This is a genomic window from Salmonella sp. NW1250 (assembly GCF_051812965.1).
In the GTDB taxonomy this organism is placed as follows: Bacteria; Pseudomonadota; Gammaproteobacteria; order Enterobacterales; family Enterobacteriaceae; genus Salmonella; species Salmonella enterica.
In genome coordinates this window covers 18,794-35,819 of sequence record NZ_JAMNDD010000005.1, presented here as the reverse complement: position 1 = coordinate 35,819, position 17,026 = coordinate 18,794, and the positions used below count along the sequence as shown (strand labels likewise).

At 53.4% G+C, this 17,026-nt stretch carries 17 protein-coding genes; 9 read left to right on the top strand and 8 right to left on the bottom strand.

All coding sequences use genetic code 11. The features are described from left to right. Positions 1 to 236: 236 nt before the first annotated feature. Positions 237 to 515, top strand: coding sequence for a stress-induced protein YchH (gene ychH / locus NBA72_RS10015; RefSeq protein WP_000823878.1), 279 nt, complete (start codon positions 237 to 239; stop codon positions 513 to 515). Between the two features lie 44 nt (positions 516 to 559). Here the strand turns inward: ychH and dauA are convergent, their stop codons facing one another. The 4 genes from dauA to lolB form a co-directional block, all read right to left on the bottom strand. After that, positions 560 to 2,245 carry a C4-dicarboxylic acid transporter DauA gene (gene dauA / locus NBA72_RS10010; RefSeq protein WP_001037186.1) on the bottom strand — a complete coding sequence of 562 codons (1,686 nt, stop codon included), beginning with the start codon at positions 2,243 to 2,245 and terminating at the stop codon, positions 560 to 562. A 124-nt stretch (positions 2,246 to 2,369) separates the two neighbouring features. Further along, complete coding sequence (gene prs, locus NBA72_RS10005) at positions 2,370 to 3,317, bottom strand: ribose-phosphate diphosphokinase (RefSeq protein WP_001518537.1); 948 nt, start codon at positions 3,315 to 3,317, stop codon at positions 2,370 to 2,372. Positions 3,318 to 3,582: 265 nt separating this feature from the next. Further along, on the bottom strand, positions 3,583 to 4,434 hold the full coding sequence (gene ispE / locus NBA72_RS10000) for a 4-(cytidine 5'-diphospho)-2-C-methyl-D-erythritol kinase (protein ID WP_000988245.1): 852 nt from the start codon (positions 4,432 to 4,434) through the stop codon (positions 3,583 to 3,585). After that, positions 4,431 to 5,054: a lipoprotein insertase outer membrane protein LolB gene (gene lolB, locus NBA72_RS09995; protein ID WP_042949663.1), complete on the bottom strand. Its 624-nt coding sequence runs from the start codon at positions 5,052 to 5,054 to the stop codon at positions 4,431 to 4,433. Before lolB ends, ispE begins: the two co-directional genes overlap by 4 nt. 313 nt (positions 5,055 to 5,367) lie before the next feature. On the opposite strand from lolB, the gene hemA reads away from it, so the two are divergent. Genes hemA through kdsA form a run of 6 tightly spaced genes read left to right on the top strand, consistent with a single transcriptional unit; the run spans position 5,368 to position 10,671 of the window. After that, positions 5,368 to 6,624, top strand: coding sequence for a glutamyl-tRNA reductase (hemA, locus tag NBA72_RS09990; protein ID WP_000173208.1), 1,257 nt, complete (start codon positions 5,368 to 5,370; stop codon positions 6,622 to 6,624). A gap of 40 nt (positions 6,625 to 6,664) precedes the next feature. Continuing rightward, positions 6,665 to 7,747 carry a peptide chain release factor 1 gene (prfA, locus tag NBA72_RS09985; RefSeq protein ID WP_000804703.1) on the top strand — a complete coding sequence of 361 codons (1,083 nt, stop codon included), beginning with the start codon at positions 6,665 to 6,667 and terminating at the stop codon, positions 7,745 to 7,747. Beyond that, a complete protein-coding gene (gene prmC, locus NBA72_RS09980) occupies positions 7,747 to 8,580 on the top strand; it encodes a peptide chain release factor N(5)-glutamine methyltransferase (protein WP_000347312.1) in 834 nt (277 codons plus the stop codon). Before prfA ends, prmC begins: the two co-directional genes overlap by 1 nt. Beyond that, entirely contained in the window at positions 8,577 to 8,966 is a 390-nt protein-coding gene (gene sirB2, locus NBA72_RS09975) for an invasion regulator SirB2 (protein ID WP_000150667.1), read from the top strand. Before prmC ends, sirB2 begins: the two co-directional genes overlap by 4 nt. A 3-nt stretch (positions 8,967 to 8,969) precedes the next feature. Next, positions 8,970 to 9,779, top strand: a complete 810-nt coding sequence (gene sirB1 / locus NBA72_RS09970; RefSeq protein ID WP_001257065.1) for an invasion regulator SirB1 — start codon at positions 8,970 to 8,972, stop codon at positions 9,777 to 9,779. A gap of 37 nt (positions 9,780 to 9,816) precedes the next feature. Continuing rightward, on the top strand, positions 9,817 to 10,671 hold the full coding sequence (kdsA, locus tag NBA72_RS09965) for a 3-deoxy-8-phosphooctulonate synthase (protein ID WP_000811046.1): 855 nt from the start codon (positions 9,817 to 9,819) through the stop codon (positions 10,669 to 10,671). A 53-nt stretch (positions 10,672 to 10,724) separates the two neighbouring features. On the opposite strand, the gene chaA is transcribed toward kdsA, so the two are convergent. Then, the gene (gene chaA / locus NBA72_RS09960; protein WP_000148418.1) at positions 10,725 to 11,825 is read right to left on the bottom strand and encodes a sodium-potassium/proton antiporter ChaA; all 1,101 of its coding nucleotides are present in this window, start codon (positions 11,823 to 11,825) and stop codon (positions 10,725 to 10,727) included. Between the two features lie 266 nt (positions 11,826 to 12,091). On the opposite strand from chaA, the gene chaB reads away from it, so the two are divergent. Further along, the gene (chaB, locus tag NBA72_RS09955; RefSeq protein ID WP_042949710.1) at positions 12,092 to 12,322 is read left to right on the top strand and encodes a putative cation transport regulator ChaB; all 231 of its coding nucleotides are present in this window, start codon (positions 12,092 to 12,094) and stop codon (positions 12,320 to 12,322) included. A 79-nt stretch (positions 12,323 to 12,401) separates the two neighbouring features. On the opposite strand, the gene NBA72_RS09950 is transcribed toward chaB, so the two are convergent. Further along, positions 12,402 to 12,755: a DsrE/DsrF/TusD sulfur relay family protein gene (locus NBA72_RS09950; RefSeq protein WP_001179794.1), complete on the bottom strand. Its 354-nt coding sequence runs from the start codon at positions 12,753 to 12,755 to the stop codon at positions 12,402 to 12,404. A 176-nt stretch (positions 12,756 to 12,931) separates the two neighbouring features. Between NBA72_RS09950 and NBA72_RS09945 the strand changes: the two genes are divergently transcribed. Then, complete coding sequence (locus NBA72_RS09945; RefSeq protein ID WP_042949654.1) at positions 12,932 to 14,356, top strand: YchO/YchP family invasin; 1,425 nt, start codon at positions 12,932 to 12,934, stop codon at positions 14,354 to 14,356. Here the strand turns inward: NBA72_RS09945 and narL are convergent, their stop codons facing one another. Both narL and narX read right to left on the bottom strand, forming a co-directional pair. Next, entirely contained in the window at positions 14,357 to 15,007 is a 651-nt protein-coding gene (gene narL, locus NBA72_RS09940) for a two-component system response regulator NarL (RefSeq protein ID WP_001064598.1), read from the bottom strand. Then, positions 15,000 to 16,796, bottom strand: coding sequence for a nitrate/nitrite two-component system sensor histidine kinase NarX (gene narX / locus NBA72_RS09935; protein ID WP_042949651.1), 1,797 nt, complete (start codon positions 16,794 to 16,796; stop codon positions 15,000 to 15,002). The genes narL and narX overlap by 8 nt, the downstream gene beginning before the upstream one ends. Positions 16,797 to 17,026: the final 230 nt, after the last annotated feature.

The window sequence follows — 17,026 nt, the reverse complement described above, 5'->3', positions numbered from 1 at the left end:
TACTGTCTGTCTGCCCGCTTGACAAAACACAGCGACACTCTGAAGTAAATTAAATAATTGCCAGCATTGATTATTAAAAATGTAAACTGTTCAGTGTGTTATTTGTAAAGTTTTGTTAAATGAAACTTTACATTTGTGATCACAGCCGCACTTACAAACGGAAGTGTTGTCTATACTTTACACATAAAGTTTAGGGGGATTTCCTAAAAACAACCCAAAAGTTCCGGAGGTGACATATGAAACGCAAAAACGCTTCGTTATTCGGTAACGTGCTGATGGGGTTGGGGCTGGTCGTGATGGTTGTCGGCGTGGGTTACTCTATTTTAAACCAACTGCCGCAGTTTAATTTGCCGCAATTTTTTGCGCATGGCGCAATACTGAGTATTTTTGTCGGTGCAGTTCTTTGGCTGGCAGGGGCTCGTGTAGGGGGGCATGAGCAGGTGAGCGACAAATATTGGTGGGTACGTCACTATGACAAACGTTGCCGCCGTAACGACAATCGTCGTCATAGCTAACCGGTTCAGGCCCGGTAAGCGTTATCGCCACCGGGCATTGTCCATTAACTGAGTAAATCCGCTAACGCCTCCGTCCTGTTCGGGAAGAAGGTCAGACGCCCAGGAATAGGTTTGATACCGGCACGCGCCATTGTGCGCAGCGGTTGGAACTCCAGATTACTGATACGCAATTCGCAACCCTCCGGCAGACGCTTCACAAAACGCTGAAAAGCATCAAGCCCGCCTGCATCCAGCACTGGTACTGCGTCCCATTTCAGAACGACGATACGTTTGCCCTTAATACGTGACTCAAGGTCAGTAAACAGCCCTTCCGCCGCGGCGAAAAAGAGCGGACCGATAACACGCAGCACCAGCACATCATCAGGCACATCGACATTGACCGGCGCAAGTCGAGTCATTCGCGCAATACGGCGCATAAACAGCAGGGAAGCAAGGACAATCCCCACGCTGATGGCGATGACCATATCAAACAGAACCGTTAATGACATGCACAGCAGCATAACGATGATGTCGTCTTTCGGCGCATGGCGTAACAGATCCACCACTTTATGGGCTTCACTCATATTCCATGCCACCATCAGCAGTAGCGCCGCCATCGCGGAAAGCGGCAGCCAGGAGAGTAGCGGGGCTAAGACCAGTAGCGCCAGAATAACCAGGATAGCGTGAATTACCGCTGAGACGGGAGAGGTCGCGCCAGCGCGGACGTTGGCGGCAGAGCGGGCAATCGCGGCGGTGGCGGTGATGCCGCCAAAGAACGGCGCGACCATATTCCCCAGCCCCTGGCCGATAAGTTCGCTGTTAGCTTTATGTTTGGTGCCGGTCATGCCGTCCAGCACGACGGCGCAGAGCAATGATTCGATTGCCCCCAGCATTGCCATTGAGAAAGCCGCTGGCAGCAGCGCGCGCAGTGAATCCCAGCTTAGCGTGAAATCGGAGCCAGGAAGACTCCACGGCAGCATCAGTTGCGGCAGAAGCTGCGGGATGCCGTTGCCCTGAGTGCCGTCAGCCAGAACGTAATGGAACTGTGAGCCGATAGTCGCCACATTGCCGCCCAGCAGATTAACGATCCCCATCACGGCGCAACCGGCCAGCAGCGCGGGAAGATGTCCTGGCAGACGAATACCGAGACGCGGCCAGAAAATCAACGTTCCCAGCGTTACCACGCCAATGGCGGCATCGCCAATATTGACGGTGGGCAACGCCATAAACAGCGCGCCGACTTTCTGCAAATAGTGCTCTGGCACATGGGCCATCTGCAGACCAAGAAAATCTTTAATCTGCATGGTACCGATGGTAATACCAATCCCTGAGGTAAAACCCAACGTGACCGACACCGGGATATATTCAATCAATCGCCCCAGTCTCGCCAGGCCGAAAAGGATCAGGAAGAAGCCCGACATCAGCGTGGCGACCAGTAGGCCCGCCAGACCAAACTGTTGCGATACCGGATACAAAATCACCACAAACGCGGCGGTAGGGCCGGAAACGCTAAAGCGCGAGCCGCCGGTTAGCGCGATCACGATCCCGGCGACAGCGGAGGTATAGAGGCCATACTGCGGCGCAACGCCACTGCCAATTGCCAGCGCCATCGCCAGCGGGATAGCAATAATCCCGACGGTGATCCCGGCTATCACATCACGGGTGAACCGGGAGGCGGTATATTTTTCTTTCCAGCAAGCATCGATGAGAGCGCGGAAAGGCATCACATGTGAGGAAAATAATTTGTTCACAATAATGTTTCATCCATGAGCGCATCATCTGTCAACTAAATGGCAGGTGAAGGAGGCATAAGTCATACAAAAGGGTGTTACAGACAAAAAAACCCGCCGCAGCGGGTTTCAGATCCGGGTTCGATCAATGCTCGAACATGGCGGAAATCGATTCTTCGTTGCTGATACGGCGAATCGCTTCGGCCAGCATACCTGACAGGGTCAAGGTACGCACGTTCGGCAGCGCTTTGATTTCGTCGGTCAGCGGAATGGTGTCGCAGACAACGACTTCATCAATGACGGAGTTGCGCAGGTTGTTTGCCGCATTGCCTGAGAAGATCGGGTGCGTCGCGTAGGCAAACACGCGTTTAGCGCCACGTTCTTTCAATGCTTCTGCTGCTTTGCACAGAGTACCGCCGGTATCGATCATATCATCAACCAGCACGCAGTCACGGCCAGCGACGTCGCCGATGATGTGCATCACCTGAGAAACGTTCGCGCGCGGACGACGTTTATCAATGATAGCCATATCGGTATCGTTCAGCAGCTTAGCGATAGCGCGGGCACGAACCACGCCGCCAATATCCGGGGAAACCACGATCGGGTTATCCAGATTCAGTTGCAGCATATCTTCGAGCAGGATTGGGCTACCGAACACGTTATCAACCGGAACGTCAAAGAAGCCCTGGATCTGTTCAGCATGCAGATCTACGGTGAGAACGCGGTCAACGCCGACGCTGGACAGGAAGTCAGCGACAACTTTTGCGGTAATCGGCACACGGGCGGAACGTACGCGACGGTCCTGACGTGCATAGCCAAAGTAGGGGATAACGGCGGTGATACGACCTGCGGAAGCACGACGCAGGGCATCAACCATAACGACCAATTCCATCAGGTTGTCGTTGGTTGGGGCACAAGTGGACTGGATGATGAAAATATCACCACCGCGTACATTTTCGTTGATTTGTACGCTGACTTCGCCGTCGCTAAAGCGACCTACGGCGGCGTCGCCGAGAGAAGTGTACAGGCGGTTGGCAATACGTTGTGCTAGTTCCGGGGTGGCGTTACCAGCAAAAAGCTTCATATCAGGCACGAGAAGAACCTCAGGCATGCGTCCATTGGTGGAAAGAATCTGCCGAAAACTGTGCGGGCCAGGCAAAATCCTATCCAGGCGGTGTATTAAAGAGCGCGATGCAACGTCTGGAACAAGGTGACGTTGTCACCGAAGCTCAGCTTGCCCGGCTTACTCGTCTTCATTCACGTTTCATGTGCGCTGGTATCGATGCCTCACACCGGTCAAATACGGCATATATGACCGGCGATTCGTCATTTCGCCATCTTCCTGAAACCCGAATGCGTTAGAGTAACTCTCGATGCAATGGGGAGAGGTTGACACCCTTCGCCACAAAAGCATTGAGCCATTCCGGGGCTTGCTCAAGCACCTGGCGAGCACAAGACTCTGTATCGAATTCAGCAAAGACACAGGCCCCTGTCCCAGTCAGGCGCGACGGCGCGTATTCTAACAGCCAGGAAAGCGCCGCATCAACCTCGCGAAAACGTTTTCTTGCGATAACCTCGCAATCATTGCTGAATTCACATTTTAGTAACGTATCTATTGACCTTTTTGGCGTATTACGCGGCAATTGAGGATCTTTAAAGATAACCGGCGTCGGAATGCTTACGCCAGGGTGCGCGACCAGATACCATTTTTCCGGCGGATTCACCGGCGTTAATATTTCGCCTACGCCTTCGGCAAACGCGGCGTGGCCACGAACAAAGACCGGGACGTCGGCGCCGAGCGTCAGGCCGAGCGTCGCCAGTTCATCAATGGAAAGCCCGCATTGCCAAAGATGATTGAGCGCCACCAGAACGGTCGCGGCGTTAGACGAGCCGCCGCCCAGACCGCCGCCCATGGGAAGGCGCTTCTCAATGCTGATATCCGCGCCGCTTCCGGCGGGCAGGCGTCCACTCTCCGAGGCGATTTTCATCAACAGCCGCGCGGCGCGGACGATCAGATTGTCTTCATTTTCAACGCCGTTAACCGGCGTTAATAAATGGATTTCGCCATCGTGACGCGGTTCGATGTGGAGTGTGTCGCCATAATCCAGAAACTGAAACAGCGTCTGCAGCGTGTGGTAGCCGTCTGCTCGCTGTCCGGTGATATATAAAAACAGATTTAATTTTGCCGGAGAAGGCCAATGGGTCATCATTTCACAATCCAGTTATCCATTTTCAGCTTAATGCGCTGACTGCCGTCTGAAAGCTCCATATTGGCAGGCATGGTAGGCTGCGTTTTGCTGTCATAGCCACCGTAAACCACTTTCCAGTTTTTACCATCCTGGCGGTAGTTCACTTCGCTCAGGCGGTACTGGTCGTCCAGTTTGTAGTCGGTGGCATCGCCAGGCAGACCGAGGATCCACTGCCGCAGGCTGTTTAACGGAATCGGCATCCCGGTGAGTTTGCCGATCATCTCTTCGGCGTCATCGGCGGTATAACGCTGGCCTTTGTTATCCACCAACTGGACGTTGCCCGGCTGGGCGTTAAGCTCCAGCTCGGTGCTGCCCAGCGGGTTGGTAAGCAGCAGGCGGTAGCGATCCTGTCCGGTCTGTTGCCAGAAGAAGCGCGCATAGACTTTCTGATCATCTGAGATGTAAGCAAAGGCGCCGCGCGTCTGGTATTGATTCAGATGACGCACCTCTTGCTGATGCTGGCGCCACTGAGGGGAATCCGGGCTCTTGCCCGGGCCTTTATGCCCAGGAAGCGTACAGGCGGTGAGAACCAGGCTTGCTAACGGCAGTAGACGAATCAGGCGAAAATCGGGCAGGGTCATAGTGATGACGAATCCTTGTGATACGGTGCAATAATTGCCTGATGGCGTTACGCTTATCAGGCCTGAAAACTGAACCTGCAGGCTGTAAAAACGTTCGCGCCGCGATTCGGCAAATTTTTGCTATCGGTTACAGTTATAGCCTTTAATGCTAGCGCCGCCTGGTGACATCGTCTACTTTCAAGTTGTCTTAAATCATCAAATTAGCGAGCGCTGCCAATTACTCCAAAAGGGGGCTCTCTCTTTTATTGACCACGCGCATCCTGTATGATGCAAGCAGACTAACCATATCAACGCTGGTACCACTCCCGCAGACATGACCCTTTTAGCGCTCGGTATTAACCATAAAACGGCACCTGTATCGCTGCGAGAACGCGTAACGTTTTCGCCGGACACGCTTGATCAGGCGCTGGACAGCCTGCTTGCGCAGCCAATGGTGCAGGGCGGGGTCGTGCTGTCAACCTGTAACCGTACAGAACTGTATTTGAGCGTGGAAGAGCAGGATAACCTGCAAGAAGCGTTGATCCGCTGGTTATGCGATTACCATAACCTGAACGAGGACGATCTGCGCAACAGTCTGTACTGGCATCAGGACAATGACGCCGTCAGCCACCTGATGCGCGTCGCCAGCGGTCTGGATTCACTGGTGCTGGGCGAACCGCAAATCCTCGGTCAGGTGAAAAAAGCGTTTGCGGATTCGCAAAAAGGCCACCTTAACGCCAGCGCGCTGGAGCGAATGTTTCAGAAGTCTTTTTCCGTCGCCAAGCGAGTGCGGACTGAAACCGATATCGGCGCCAGCGCCGTCTCCGTCGCGTTTGCCGCCTGTACGCTCGCCCGCCAAATCTTTGAATCGCTCTCGACGGTCACTGTACTGTTAGTTGGCGCGGGTGAAACTATTGAACTGGTGGCGCGTCACCTGCGCGAGCATAAAGTACAAAAGATGATTATCGCCAACCGAACCCGCGAGCGCGCGCAAGCCCTGGCGGATGAAGTAGGTGCTGAGGTTATCTCGCTCAGCGATATCGACGCCCGTTTGCAGGATGCCGATATTATCATCAGTTCGACCGCCAGCCCGCTGCCGATTATCGGTAAAGGTATGGTGGAGCGCGCATTAAAAAGCCGTCGCAACCAGCCGATGCTGCTGGTGGATATCGCCGTACCGCGCGACGTTGAGCCGGAAGTCGGCAAACTGGCGAACGCTTATCTTTATAGCGTCGATGATTTACAGAGCATCATTTCGCATAATCTGGCGCAGCGTCAGGCTGCGGCGGTGGAAGCGGAAACGATTGTTGAGCAGGAAGCCAGCGAGTTTATGGCCTGGCTACGCGCCCAGGGGGCCAGCGAGACCATTCGGGAATACCGTAGTCAGTCGGAGCAGATTCGTGACGAACTGACTACCAAAGCGCTGTCGGCCCTTCAACAGGGCGGTGATGCGCAAGCCATCTTGCAGGATCTGGCATGGAAACTGACCAACCGCCTGATTCATGCGCCAACGAAATCACTTCAACAGGCTGCCCGTGACGGGGATGACGAACGCCTGAATATTCTGCGCGACAGCCTCGGGCTGGAGTAGCAGCACACACCACACTTTTTTACAGGGTGAATTTACGCCTATGAAGCCTTCTATCGTTGCCAAACTGGAAGCCCTGCACGAACGCCATGAGGAAGTTCAGGCGTTGCTGGGCGATGCGGGAATTATCGCCGACCAGGACCGCTTTCGCGCATTGTCGCGCGAATATGCGCAATTAAGCGACGTTTCTCGCTGTTTTACGGACTGGCAACAGGTTCAGGACGATATCGAGACGGCTCAGATGATGCTCGACGATCCTGAAATGCGGGAAATGGCGCAGGAAGAACTGCGCGAAGCGAAAGAAAAAAGCGAACAACTGGAGCAACAGTTACAGGTACTGCTGCTGCCGAAAGATCCGGACGATGAACGAAACGCGTTCCTTGAGGTTCGCGCCGGCACAGGCGGCGACGAAGCCGCGCTGTTTGCCGGCGATCTGTTCCGCATGTACAGCCGTTATGCCGAAGCGCGCCGCTGGCGCGTGGAGATCATGAGCATGAGCGAAGGCGAGCATGGCGGTTATAAAGAGATCATCGCCAAAATCAGCGGCGACGGCGTGTATGGCCGACTGAAATTTGAGTCCGGCGGACACCGCGTACAGCGTGTTCCGGCGACCGAGTCGCAGGGGCGTATCCATACCTCCGCCTGTACCGTCGCCGTGATGCCGGAGCTGCCGGAAGCCGAGCTGCCGGATATTAACCCGGCGGATCTGCGCATTGATACGTTTCGTTCTTCCGGCGCGGGCGGTCAGCACGTTAACACCACCGACTCCGCTATCCGTATTACCCACTTGCCGACCGGCATCGTGGTGGAATGCCAGGACGAGCGTTCGCAGCATAAAAACAAAGCGAAAGCGCTCTCGGTGCTCGGGGCGCGCATTCACGCCGCCGAAACGGCAAAACGCCAGCAGGCCGAGGCGTCAACGCGCCGCAACCTGCTTGGCAGCGGCGATCGCAGCGATCGTAACCGGACCTATAATTTCCCGCAGGGGCGAGTGACCGATCATCGTATTAATCTGACGTTATATCGCCTTGATGAAACGATGGAAGGTAAGCTGGATATGCTGATTGAGCCGATTGTTCAGGAACACCAGGCTGACCTGTTAGCCGCCTTATCCGAGCAGGAATAATGGATTTTCAGCACTGGCTGCATGAGGCGGTAAACCAGCTCCGGGACAGCGACAGCCCCCGGCGCGACGCCGAGATCCTGCTTGAGTACGTTACGGGCAAGGGACGGACGTATATCATGGCCTTTGGCGAAACGCCGCTTACCGACGTCCAGCAACAACAGCTCGCGGACCTGCTGCAGCGGCGTAAACAGGGCGAACCTATTGCGTACCTGACGGGCTTACGCGAATTCTGGTCGCTGCCGCTCTTCGTTTCTCCCGCCACGCTAATCCCGCGCCCGGATACCGAATGTCTGGTTGAACAGGCGTTGGCGCGATTGCCGGTAAAAACCTGTCGTATTCTGGATTTAGGCACCGGAACCGGCGCGATTGCGCTGGCGCTGGCCTGCGAGCGACCGGATTGCGAGGTGACTGCGGTCGATCGTATGCCTGATGCGGTTGCGCTGGCGATACGCAACGCGGAACATTTGGCTATCCGGAATGTGCGTATACTGCAAAGTTGTTGGTTCAGCGCGCTATCGGGGCAGCAGTTCGACATGATTGTCAGCAATCCGCCCTACATTGACGCGCAGGACCCGCATCTTAGCGAAGGCGATGTACGCTTTGAACCGCGCTCGGCGTTGGTGGCGGACGAAAACGGTATGGCGGATCTGACGCATATTATCGATAACGCCCGCCAGATGTTAACGCCCGGCGGCTTCCTGCTGCTGGAACACGGTTGGCAGCAGGGCGAAGCGGTAAGAGCGGTTTTCAGGCGGTCTGGTTACACGGATGTAGAAACGTGTCGTGATTATGGCGGTAATGAACGCGTGACCTGCGGACGTTTTACGCCATGACAATTGCGATGCTGCTCACGCTTCATCTTATCTGTGTTGCGCTCTCCGTCAGTTTGTTTGTCGCTCGTTACTGGTGGCGCTATTGCGGCCATGCGTTGGCCGCCGCGCGCTGGACACGAATCGTGCCTCCCGTCATAGATACCCTGTTACTGCTTAGCGGTATTGGGTTAATCGTTAAAACGCACATCCTGCCATTCACGGAGTCGGGCTCATGGCTGACTGAAAAACTGTTTGGCGTTATCATCTACATCGTTTTGGGTTTTATTGCGCTTGATTATCGTCAGGCGCGCAGCCAGCAGGCGCGTTTTATCGCTTTCCCGCTGGCGCTGGTGGTGCTGTACATCATCATTAAACTCGCCACCACAAAAATACCGTTACTGGGGTAAGTCATGAGGTCGTTAGCTGATTTCGAATTTAACAATGCGCCGCTGTGTGATGGCATGATCCTGGCATCAGAGATGATTCGCCTGGATTTTCCCACGCAGTTTGTCTACGACGAACTGGAACGTCTGGTCAGTCTGGCGCAGGAAGAAATTAGCCAGCTCCTGTCTCAGGATGAGCAACTGGAAAAATTGCTGGCACTTTTTTACGGCGAGTGGGGGTTCACGGACTCCCGCGGCGTCTACCGTCTTTCTGATGCTTTATGGCTCGATAAAGTCCTGAAAAAACGCCAGGGGAGCGCGGTATCGTTGGGCGCTATTTTATTATGGATAGCAAACCGTCTTGATTTGCCGTTGGTGCCCGTTATCTTCCCAACGCAGCTGATTTTGCGTATTGAATCGCTGGAAGGGGAAATGTGGCTGATTAACCCGTTCAACGGTGAAACGCTTGATGAACATACCCTCGAAGTCTGGTTAAAAGGCAATATTAGTCCGGTCGCCGAGTTGTTTAATGAAGATTTGGACGAAGCGGATAACGCCGAAGTGATTCGTAAGCTACTGGATACGCTGAAATCCTCGCTGATGGAGGAACGGCAAATGGAGCTGGCGCTGCGCGTTAGCGAAGCATTGTTGCAATTTAACCCGGAAGATCCTTACGAAATCCGTGACCGCGGGTTGATCTACGCGCAGCTTGAGTGTGAACACGTTGCGCTGACTGATTTAAGCTACTTCGTTGAACAGTGTCCGGAAGACCCGATCAGCGAAATGATTCGTGCGCAGATCAACACCATTGCGCACAAGCAAATTGTTCTACATTAATTAACCGACATTTTACCTATAAGTGTAAGGCGATCCTATGAAACAAAAAGTGGTTAACATTGGCGACATTAAGGTGGCAAATGACCTGCCGTTTGTGCTGTTTGGCGGTATGAACGTGCTGGAGTCACGCGATCTGGCAATGCGCATTTGTGAGCACTACGTAACCGTTACCCAGAAGCTGGGTATTCCTTACGTGTTCAAGGCCTCTTTTGATAAAGCCAACCGTTCCTCTATTCACTCTTACCGTGGGCCGGGTCTGGAAGAAGGGATGAAAATCTTCCAGGAACTCAAGCAGACATTTGGCGTAAAAGTGATCACTGACGTCCACGAAGCCAGCCAGGCGCAGCCTGTTGCTGATGTGGTTGACGTGATTCAACTCCCGGCGTTTCTGGCGCGCCAGACCGACCTGGTGGAAGCGATGGCGAAAACCGGCGCTGTGATTAACGTGAAAAAGCCGCAGTTCGTAAGCCCGGGTCAGATGGGCAATATCGTGGATAAGTTCCATGAGGGCGGTAACGATAAGGTGATTCTGTGCGATCGCGGCGCGAACTTCGGCTATGACAACCTGGTGGTGGATATGCTGGGCTTTAGCGTGATGAAAAAGGTCTCCGGCAACTCGCCGGTGATTTTCGACGTTACCCATGCGTTGCAATGCCGCGACCCATTTGGCGCCGCCTCGGGCGGTCGTCGTGGTCAGGTGACCGAGCTGGCGCGCGCCGGTATGGCTGTCGGTCTGGCGGGCCTGTTCCTGGAGTCGCATCCGGACCCGGCTAACGCGAAGTGCGACGGTCCTTCCGCGCTGCCGCTGGCGAAACTGGAGCAGTTCCTGACCCAGATAAAAGCGATTGATGATTTGGTGAAAAGCTTCGACGAGCTGGATACCGAGAACTGATTGCGGTTTTTAGCTTGTGTAGGCCGGATAAGATACTATCCGGCTTTTTTATATCAGGCAAAAATCGTCATCAGATAGGCGGCAAATAAAGCCAGATGCGCCGCGCCGTTTAGCACGTTGGTGCGTCCGGTAGAGAACGAAATATGGCACAGCACTAACGAGGCCACCATCACTACCATTTCCGGCGCGCCTAAACCAAACACCAGATCATTACCTGTCGCCCAGGCGATGAGCGTGACGACCGGCACGGTTAATGAAATCGTCGCCAACACCGATCCGAAGAACAGATTCATTGCCCGCTGAACCTGATTATTCAGTACCGCCTTCAGCGCGCCCAGTCCTTCCGGCGAGAGAATTAACAACGCGACCAGGAAACCGGTAAAGGCGACCGGGGCGTTCATGCTGGTCAGCAACGCCTCCAGCGGGCTGGCATTCATTTTGGTAACGGCAATGACCGCAATTAAATGAATGAGTAACCAGACCGTATGCCAGCCGCTACTGTGCGCGGAGGGTTTACCGTGGTGTGGATTGTCATCATCGCCTTCATCTTCATGTTCATAGATAAATAAGCTCTGGTGCGTTTTGGTTTGAATCAACAAAAATACGCCGTACATCGCGGCGGAAATTAACGCGACCAATAATGCCTGACCGGTAGAGAAATTGGCTTGCGGCAATGCCATTGGAAAAACCAGCACAATAATCGCCAGCGGAAACAGCGCGATAAGATACTGCTTAATCCCAAATAAATTCATATATTGCGTTGCGAATTTACGCCCGCCCAACAACAACGAGAAACCGACCAGTCCCCCGGTGACAATCATAATAATAGAGTAGAGCGTATCGCGCATAAGCGTTGGCGCAGCATCGCCGGTGGCCATCAGCGCGGAAATTAAACTCACCTCAAGAATAACGACGGACAGGCTTAAAATAAGCGATCCGTAGGGTTCGCCGAGTCGGTGCGCTAATACATCGGCATGACGGACCACGCTAAATGCGCTGCTTAAAATACCAATAAGTGCAAGGATATTGATGCCAATAACCACTGGTAGTGACTGGCTGCTTCCCCAAAGGAACAGCACTACCAGCGCAAGAACCGGGAAAATAAGCGAAGTCTCCTTATGGCGGGTTTTCACCGCCTCACAGGCATGTGTCATGAGGGTCTCCCTTGTGCAGGTGTTAATATTTTGGAAAGAGTAAAGAAGGTAAAAATAGCAGAAATTTGTATTTTTTTAGTGGTTTTTTACGTAGTTTTACGGCGTAGACGATTTTTTTCTTTCAAGGTCAGTAAAACAACGATCTTGTTTTAACAGTGTTTAAATAACAAAAAGTTAATTTCCGTAAAAAGCAAAAATCCTCCTCGACTGGCGTAATAACGCATTGTTTACCACACTTAATGTTTTCCCTGAAGACGGAGGCGCTGATGCCGTATAAAGCCAAAAGTGATTTACCCGATAATGTGCGGAATGTTCTTCCAGCCCATGCCCAGGACATTTACAAAGAAGCGTTTAATAGCGCATGGGAGCAATATAAAGATAAAGCCGATCGTCGTGATGACGACAGTCGCGAGGAAACCGCACACAAAGTCGCCTGGGCGGCGGTTAAAAACGATTATGAAAAAGGCGAGGATGATAAATGGCATAAGAAAAAATAAACGCGGTATTACTCACGCGTTAGCCTGATTTTCTTGCCGGAAGTCTATCCTGACGCGGGAGCTTTTCCCGCGTACAGATTCAAAATGTCAGCACTTTGTCCGCCGCCAGCGTCCATTGCGCCAGCTCGACCAGCGTTCCGATTTCCACACCGTCAATCAGCGGCAGGGGAGTGATACCACGTCCGTCCGCACAGGTTTTGCATAATTTTACCGGTACGTTTTGCGCGGTCAGAATTTCCAGCATTTGCTGAATATTGTAGCCTTCGGCTGGTTTTTGACCGCGTAACCCTGCGGTTACGGCATCTGACATCAAAAACAGGCGTAAATCGAGATGGCTTTCCTGCTCGCGCAGCGCAATGGCCAGACGCAGGCTATTAAATAATGATTCGCTGCCGTAGGCGGCGCCGTTAGCGATAATGACGATATTTTGCATGGATAACCCTTCTCCTTGAGAAATTTTGTCGGCAATGGCGTTATGTTACCTCGGGAACCGGGTACCGCCAAATGCGTGGATAAAATCCCGGGACGCTCTGCGGAAAAAATAAGGATATTCCTGGAAGCACGAGAAAAGGCTGCAAAACCTGTCCGGACACGTTATGGTTTACTCTGATGCCATTCCTCTTATCTTTTGTTGTAGAAGTTGCCGACACGTTGAGCCGTATTGTTTTTCGTTCATTCTCACTCTCGCTTCTCTTGCTGGCTGCCAGCGGTACGATCCGTGCGCAGGCGCAAGATCCTTTCACGCAAAACCGTCTGCCGGATTTAGGCATGATGCCGGAATCCCACGAAGGGGAAAAGCATTTTGCCGAGATGGCCAAAGCGTTTGGCGAAGCCAGCATGAAAAATAACGATCTGGATACCGGTGAACAGGCGCGGCAATTCGCTTTCGGACAGGTACGTGATGTGGTCAGCGAGCAGGTTAACCAGCAGCTTGAAAGCTGGCTATCAGCCTGGGGCAGCGCCAGCGTGGATATTAACGTCGATAACGAAGGTCATTTTAACGGCAGTCGCGGAAGCTGGTTTATCCCTTTACAGGATAAACAGCGCTATCTGACCTGGAGCCAGCTTGGTCTTACGCAACAGACTGACGGACTGGTAAGCAACGTTGGTATAGGACAGCGCTGGGCGCAGGATGGCTGGCTTCTTGGCTATAATACCTTTTACGATAATCTGCTGGATGAAAATCTGCAGCGCGCCGGCTTTGGCGCGGAGGCGTGGGGAGAATATTTGCGTTTATCCGCCAACTATTATCAGCCTTTTGCCGACTGGCAGACGCATACGGCGACCTTAGAACAGCGAATGGCGCGCGGATATGATATCAACGCGCAAATGCGGCTGCCGTTTTACCAGCATATCAATACCAGCGTTAGTCTGGAGCAGTACTTTGGCGATAGCGTGGATCTGTTTGACTCCGGAACGGGGTATCACAATCCTGTCGCGTTAAAACTGGGTCTCAACTATACGCCAGTACCTTTGCTTACCATGACCGCCCAGCACAAACAGGGCGAGAGCGGGGTCAGTCAGAATAACCTGGGGCTGACGCTTAACTACCGCTTCGGCGTGCCGCTCAAAAAGCAGCTTGCCGCCAGTGAAGTGGCGCAAAGCCAGTCATTACGCGGTAGCCGCTATGATACGCCGCAACGTAACTTGCTGCCGACAATGGAGTATCGGCAGCGTAAAACGTTAACGGTTTTTCTGGCGACGCCGCCCTGGGATCTTACGCCTGGTGAGACGGTTGCGTTAAAATTGCAGGTGCGCAGCGTGCACGGTATTCGTCATTTGAGCTGGCAGGGCGATACACAGGCCTTAAGTTTGACGGCAGGAACGGACACCCGCAGTACCGAGGGCTGGACAATCATTATGCCGGCCTGGGATCACCGCGAAGGCGCGGCAAATCGCTGGCGTTTATCGGTGGTGGTTGAGGATGAAAAAGGTCAGCGTGTCTCTTCCAATGAGATCACGCTCGCGCTGACTGAACCGTTTATCACGATGCCGGACGATAATCCGCATTGGCAACCGTTCCAGGAGCAATAATTAAAAGATGCGTTCCTGATGTACCCAGACGGCGGCCTCCACGCGCGATTTCAGCTTCATTTTCTTGAGCATATGTTTCACGTGCACTTTGACCGTACTTTCGGTGATATCCAGACGCCGGGCAATCATCTTATTCGGCAATCCCTGCGCGATGAGCTTCAGAATATCGCGCTCACGCGGGGTGAGTTGCGTTACATCGCGATCGGTGGTGGCGCGGTTGGCCCGCAGGCTGGCCGCCAGTACCGGCGTTAACGCTTCACTTAATACCATTTCGCCGGCGGCGGCCTGTTGTAACGCTTTGAGCAAGTCCTCCGGCTCCATGTCTTTCAACAGATAACCGTCCGCGCCGCGCTTTAGCGCCGTGACGACATCTTCTTCATGGTTGGATACGCTGAAAACGACAATACGTCCTGACAGCGCTTTTTCGCGTAATTTATCCAGCGTTTCGAGACCATTCATTCCCGGCATATTCAAATCAAGGAGGATCAGATCGGGATCGAGCGATTCCGCCAGGTCAATACCCTGCTCACCGTTGCTGGCTTCTCCGACCACGCTGATATCGGGCGCCATACTCACAAGCTGCTTTACACCCGTGCGTAGCATCGGATGGTCGTCGATTAACAGGATGGTTGCCGGTTCCTGATTATTCATGGGTATCTCCCTGGGTTTCTGTGAAGTTTGTTTCTGGAATAAAAGTAACAGTGACCTCTGTTCCGCCAGTCTCGCGTCGGCGTACCTGGCAATCGCCGCGCAAACTTTGCGCCCGATCGCGCATGATGATCATGCCGTAGTGATTACTGCGTTCGGCGTTTTCCGGGACGCCGCAGCCATTATCCTGCACTTTTAGTTTGACCTGTTTGCCACATTGCGTCACTGTCACCAGCACATCGTCGGCATGAGAGTGTTTAAGGGCGTTGCTGAGGGCTTCCCTGGCAATTTGCAACAGGTGTATCGCCTGGTGTGACGGCACCAGGCGGGGGGGAAGCTGATAATCCAGTTTTACCGTAAAGCCAAACCGGGCGCTGAACTCCTGGCAGCTTGCTTCCAGCGCCGGACGTAGCCCGGGTTCCGTCAACTGTAAGCGGAAAGTGGTTAACAGTTCGCGCAGTTGCGCCCAGGAGCAGTTCAGCTCATTGCGAATTTGGCTGAGTAACTCACGGCTGCTTTCCGGTAACACGTCGCCCTGCATTTGCAGGCAGCTCACCTGCATCTTCATACAAGAGAGCGACTGGGCAATAGAATCATGCAGTTCGCGGGCAATGGTGGCACGCTCTTCCATGACAATCAACTGCTGCTGGCGCTCCTGATGCCTGTCGAGCGCCAGAGTCGCGGTAAGCTGTTCAACCAGCGTGTCCACCAACTGTTGCTGATCGTGGCTGAGATGGCGTCCATAGGGCAGCGTCGCCAGCAAAATACCGTATTGGGTGTGAGAGTCGGTGAGCCGCCATTTTAAGGTGGTGCCGCCGTTAATCATCGGCAGGGCGCTACGTGGGCAAAGGTGGCAGCCTTTATCATCGCAACTGATGTCCGACTGACAGGTAAATTCCTGGTGATTATCTTCATCTTCCAGGTCATAGACTCGCAGCTCAATATCATGCAACTGGGTTAAATTTTGCAGGCCATTCAGTACCGGTGAAAGACGCTCACATAGCGGAGCCTGTGAATGCAGTCGGCGGTTGGCTTGCCACAAAAACGAGAGAATCTGGTTTTTATGTTCCAGACCGGCTGTTTTTTCCTGTACGCGCTGTTCCAGTACCGCATAACTTTCGGCCAGCTCTTCAGACATATTATTGAGCGCAGAACCCAACGCGGCCATCTCATTGCGTCCACTGATATTGGCACGTTGGGTAAAGTCACGCTGACTGACGGCGCGCGCCATTGATAACAACTGTTTCCAGGGCTGCAAAAGGCGAACACGTAGCCAGATAATCGTAAATACCAGCAATAGCGCCATAAAGATCGCCATTACCCGGTGAACTAATACCACGCGTTCGATACGCAATTCAGTAGTATGGTCGAACGACGTCACCAGGCGATCCAGGCCCGCTACAAAGCGCGTGACATCTTCTGCGACCGCGTGCGCGTTTTGCGCGTGCTGTAGCCCTGGCGAGAGTTCGTTATGCCAGTAATCCTGCAACGCTTTAAGCTGCTTCTGCTGCCCGTCTCGCTCAGCGGCGCGGGTCAGTTCCGGGCTGAATGCCGTTTGCTCCATCTCATCCAGCAGCTTTTGATCTTTAGTATCCAGCGGGACAGCGGCCAGTAGTCGATAGCTTTGCATACGCAATGAGCCCGCTTTATTAATCGCATGAGCGCTACCCTGTACGCCCTGAACCAGCCAGCCGGAAACCGCCATCCCCGCCACGCCGATAGCGGTAGAGAGCATGACAATCAGCGCCAGTTGGTTAACCAGCGTAAGAGGAGAGAAACACCGTTTAAACATGTTACCTTCTTTCTTCGGGGTAATGTCGCCGAAAAAACGTAGCAAAAAAGAGGGGCGTCAATCGGCTGTGCCGCTATTCTCAACGATACAGCGGAGTATACCCATACCTATAACGAGTTACTCCTTAATTGCCGCCGTAGAGAGGTATCTGCGACGGGAAGGAGTAGACAGATACAGCATGGTGAAAAACCACAGCTTTTTTACCAAAATAGCCTACTCATTAAGGGTAA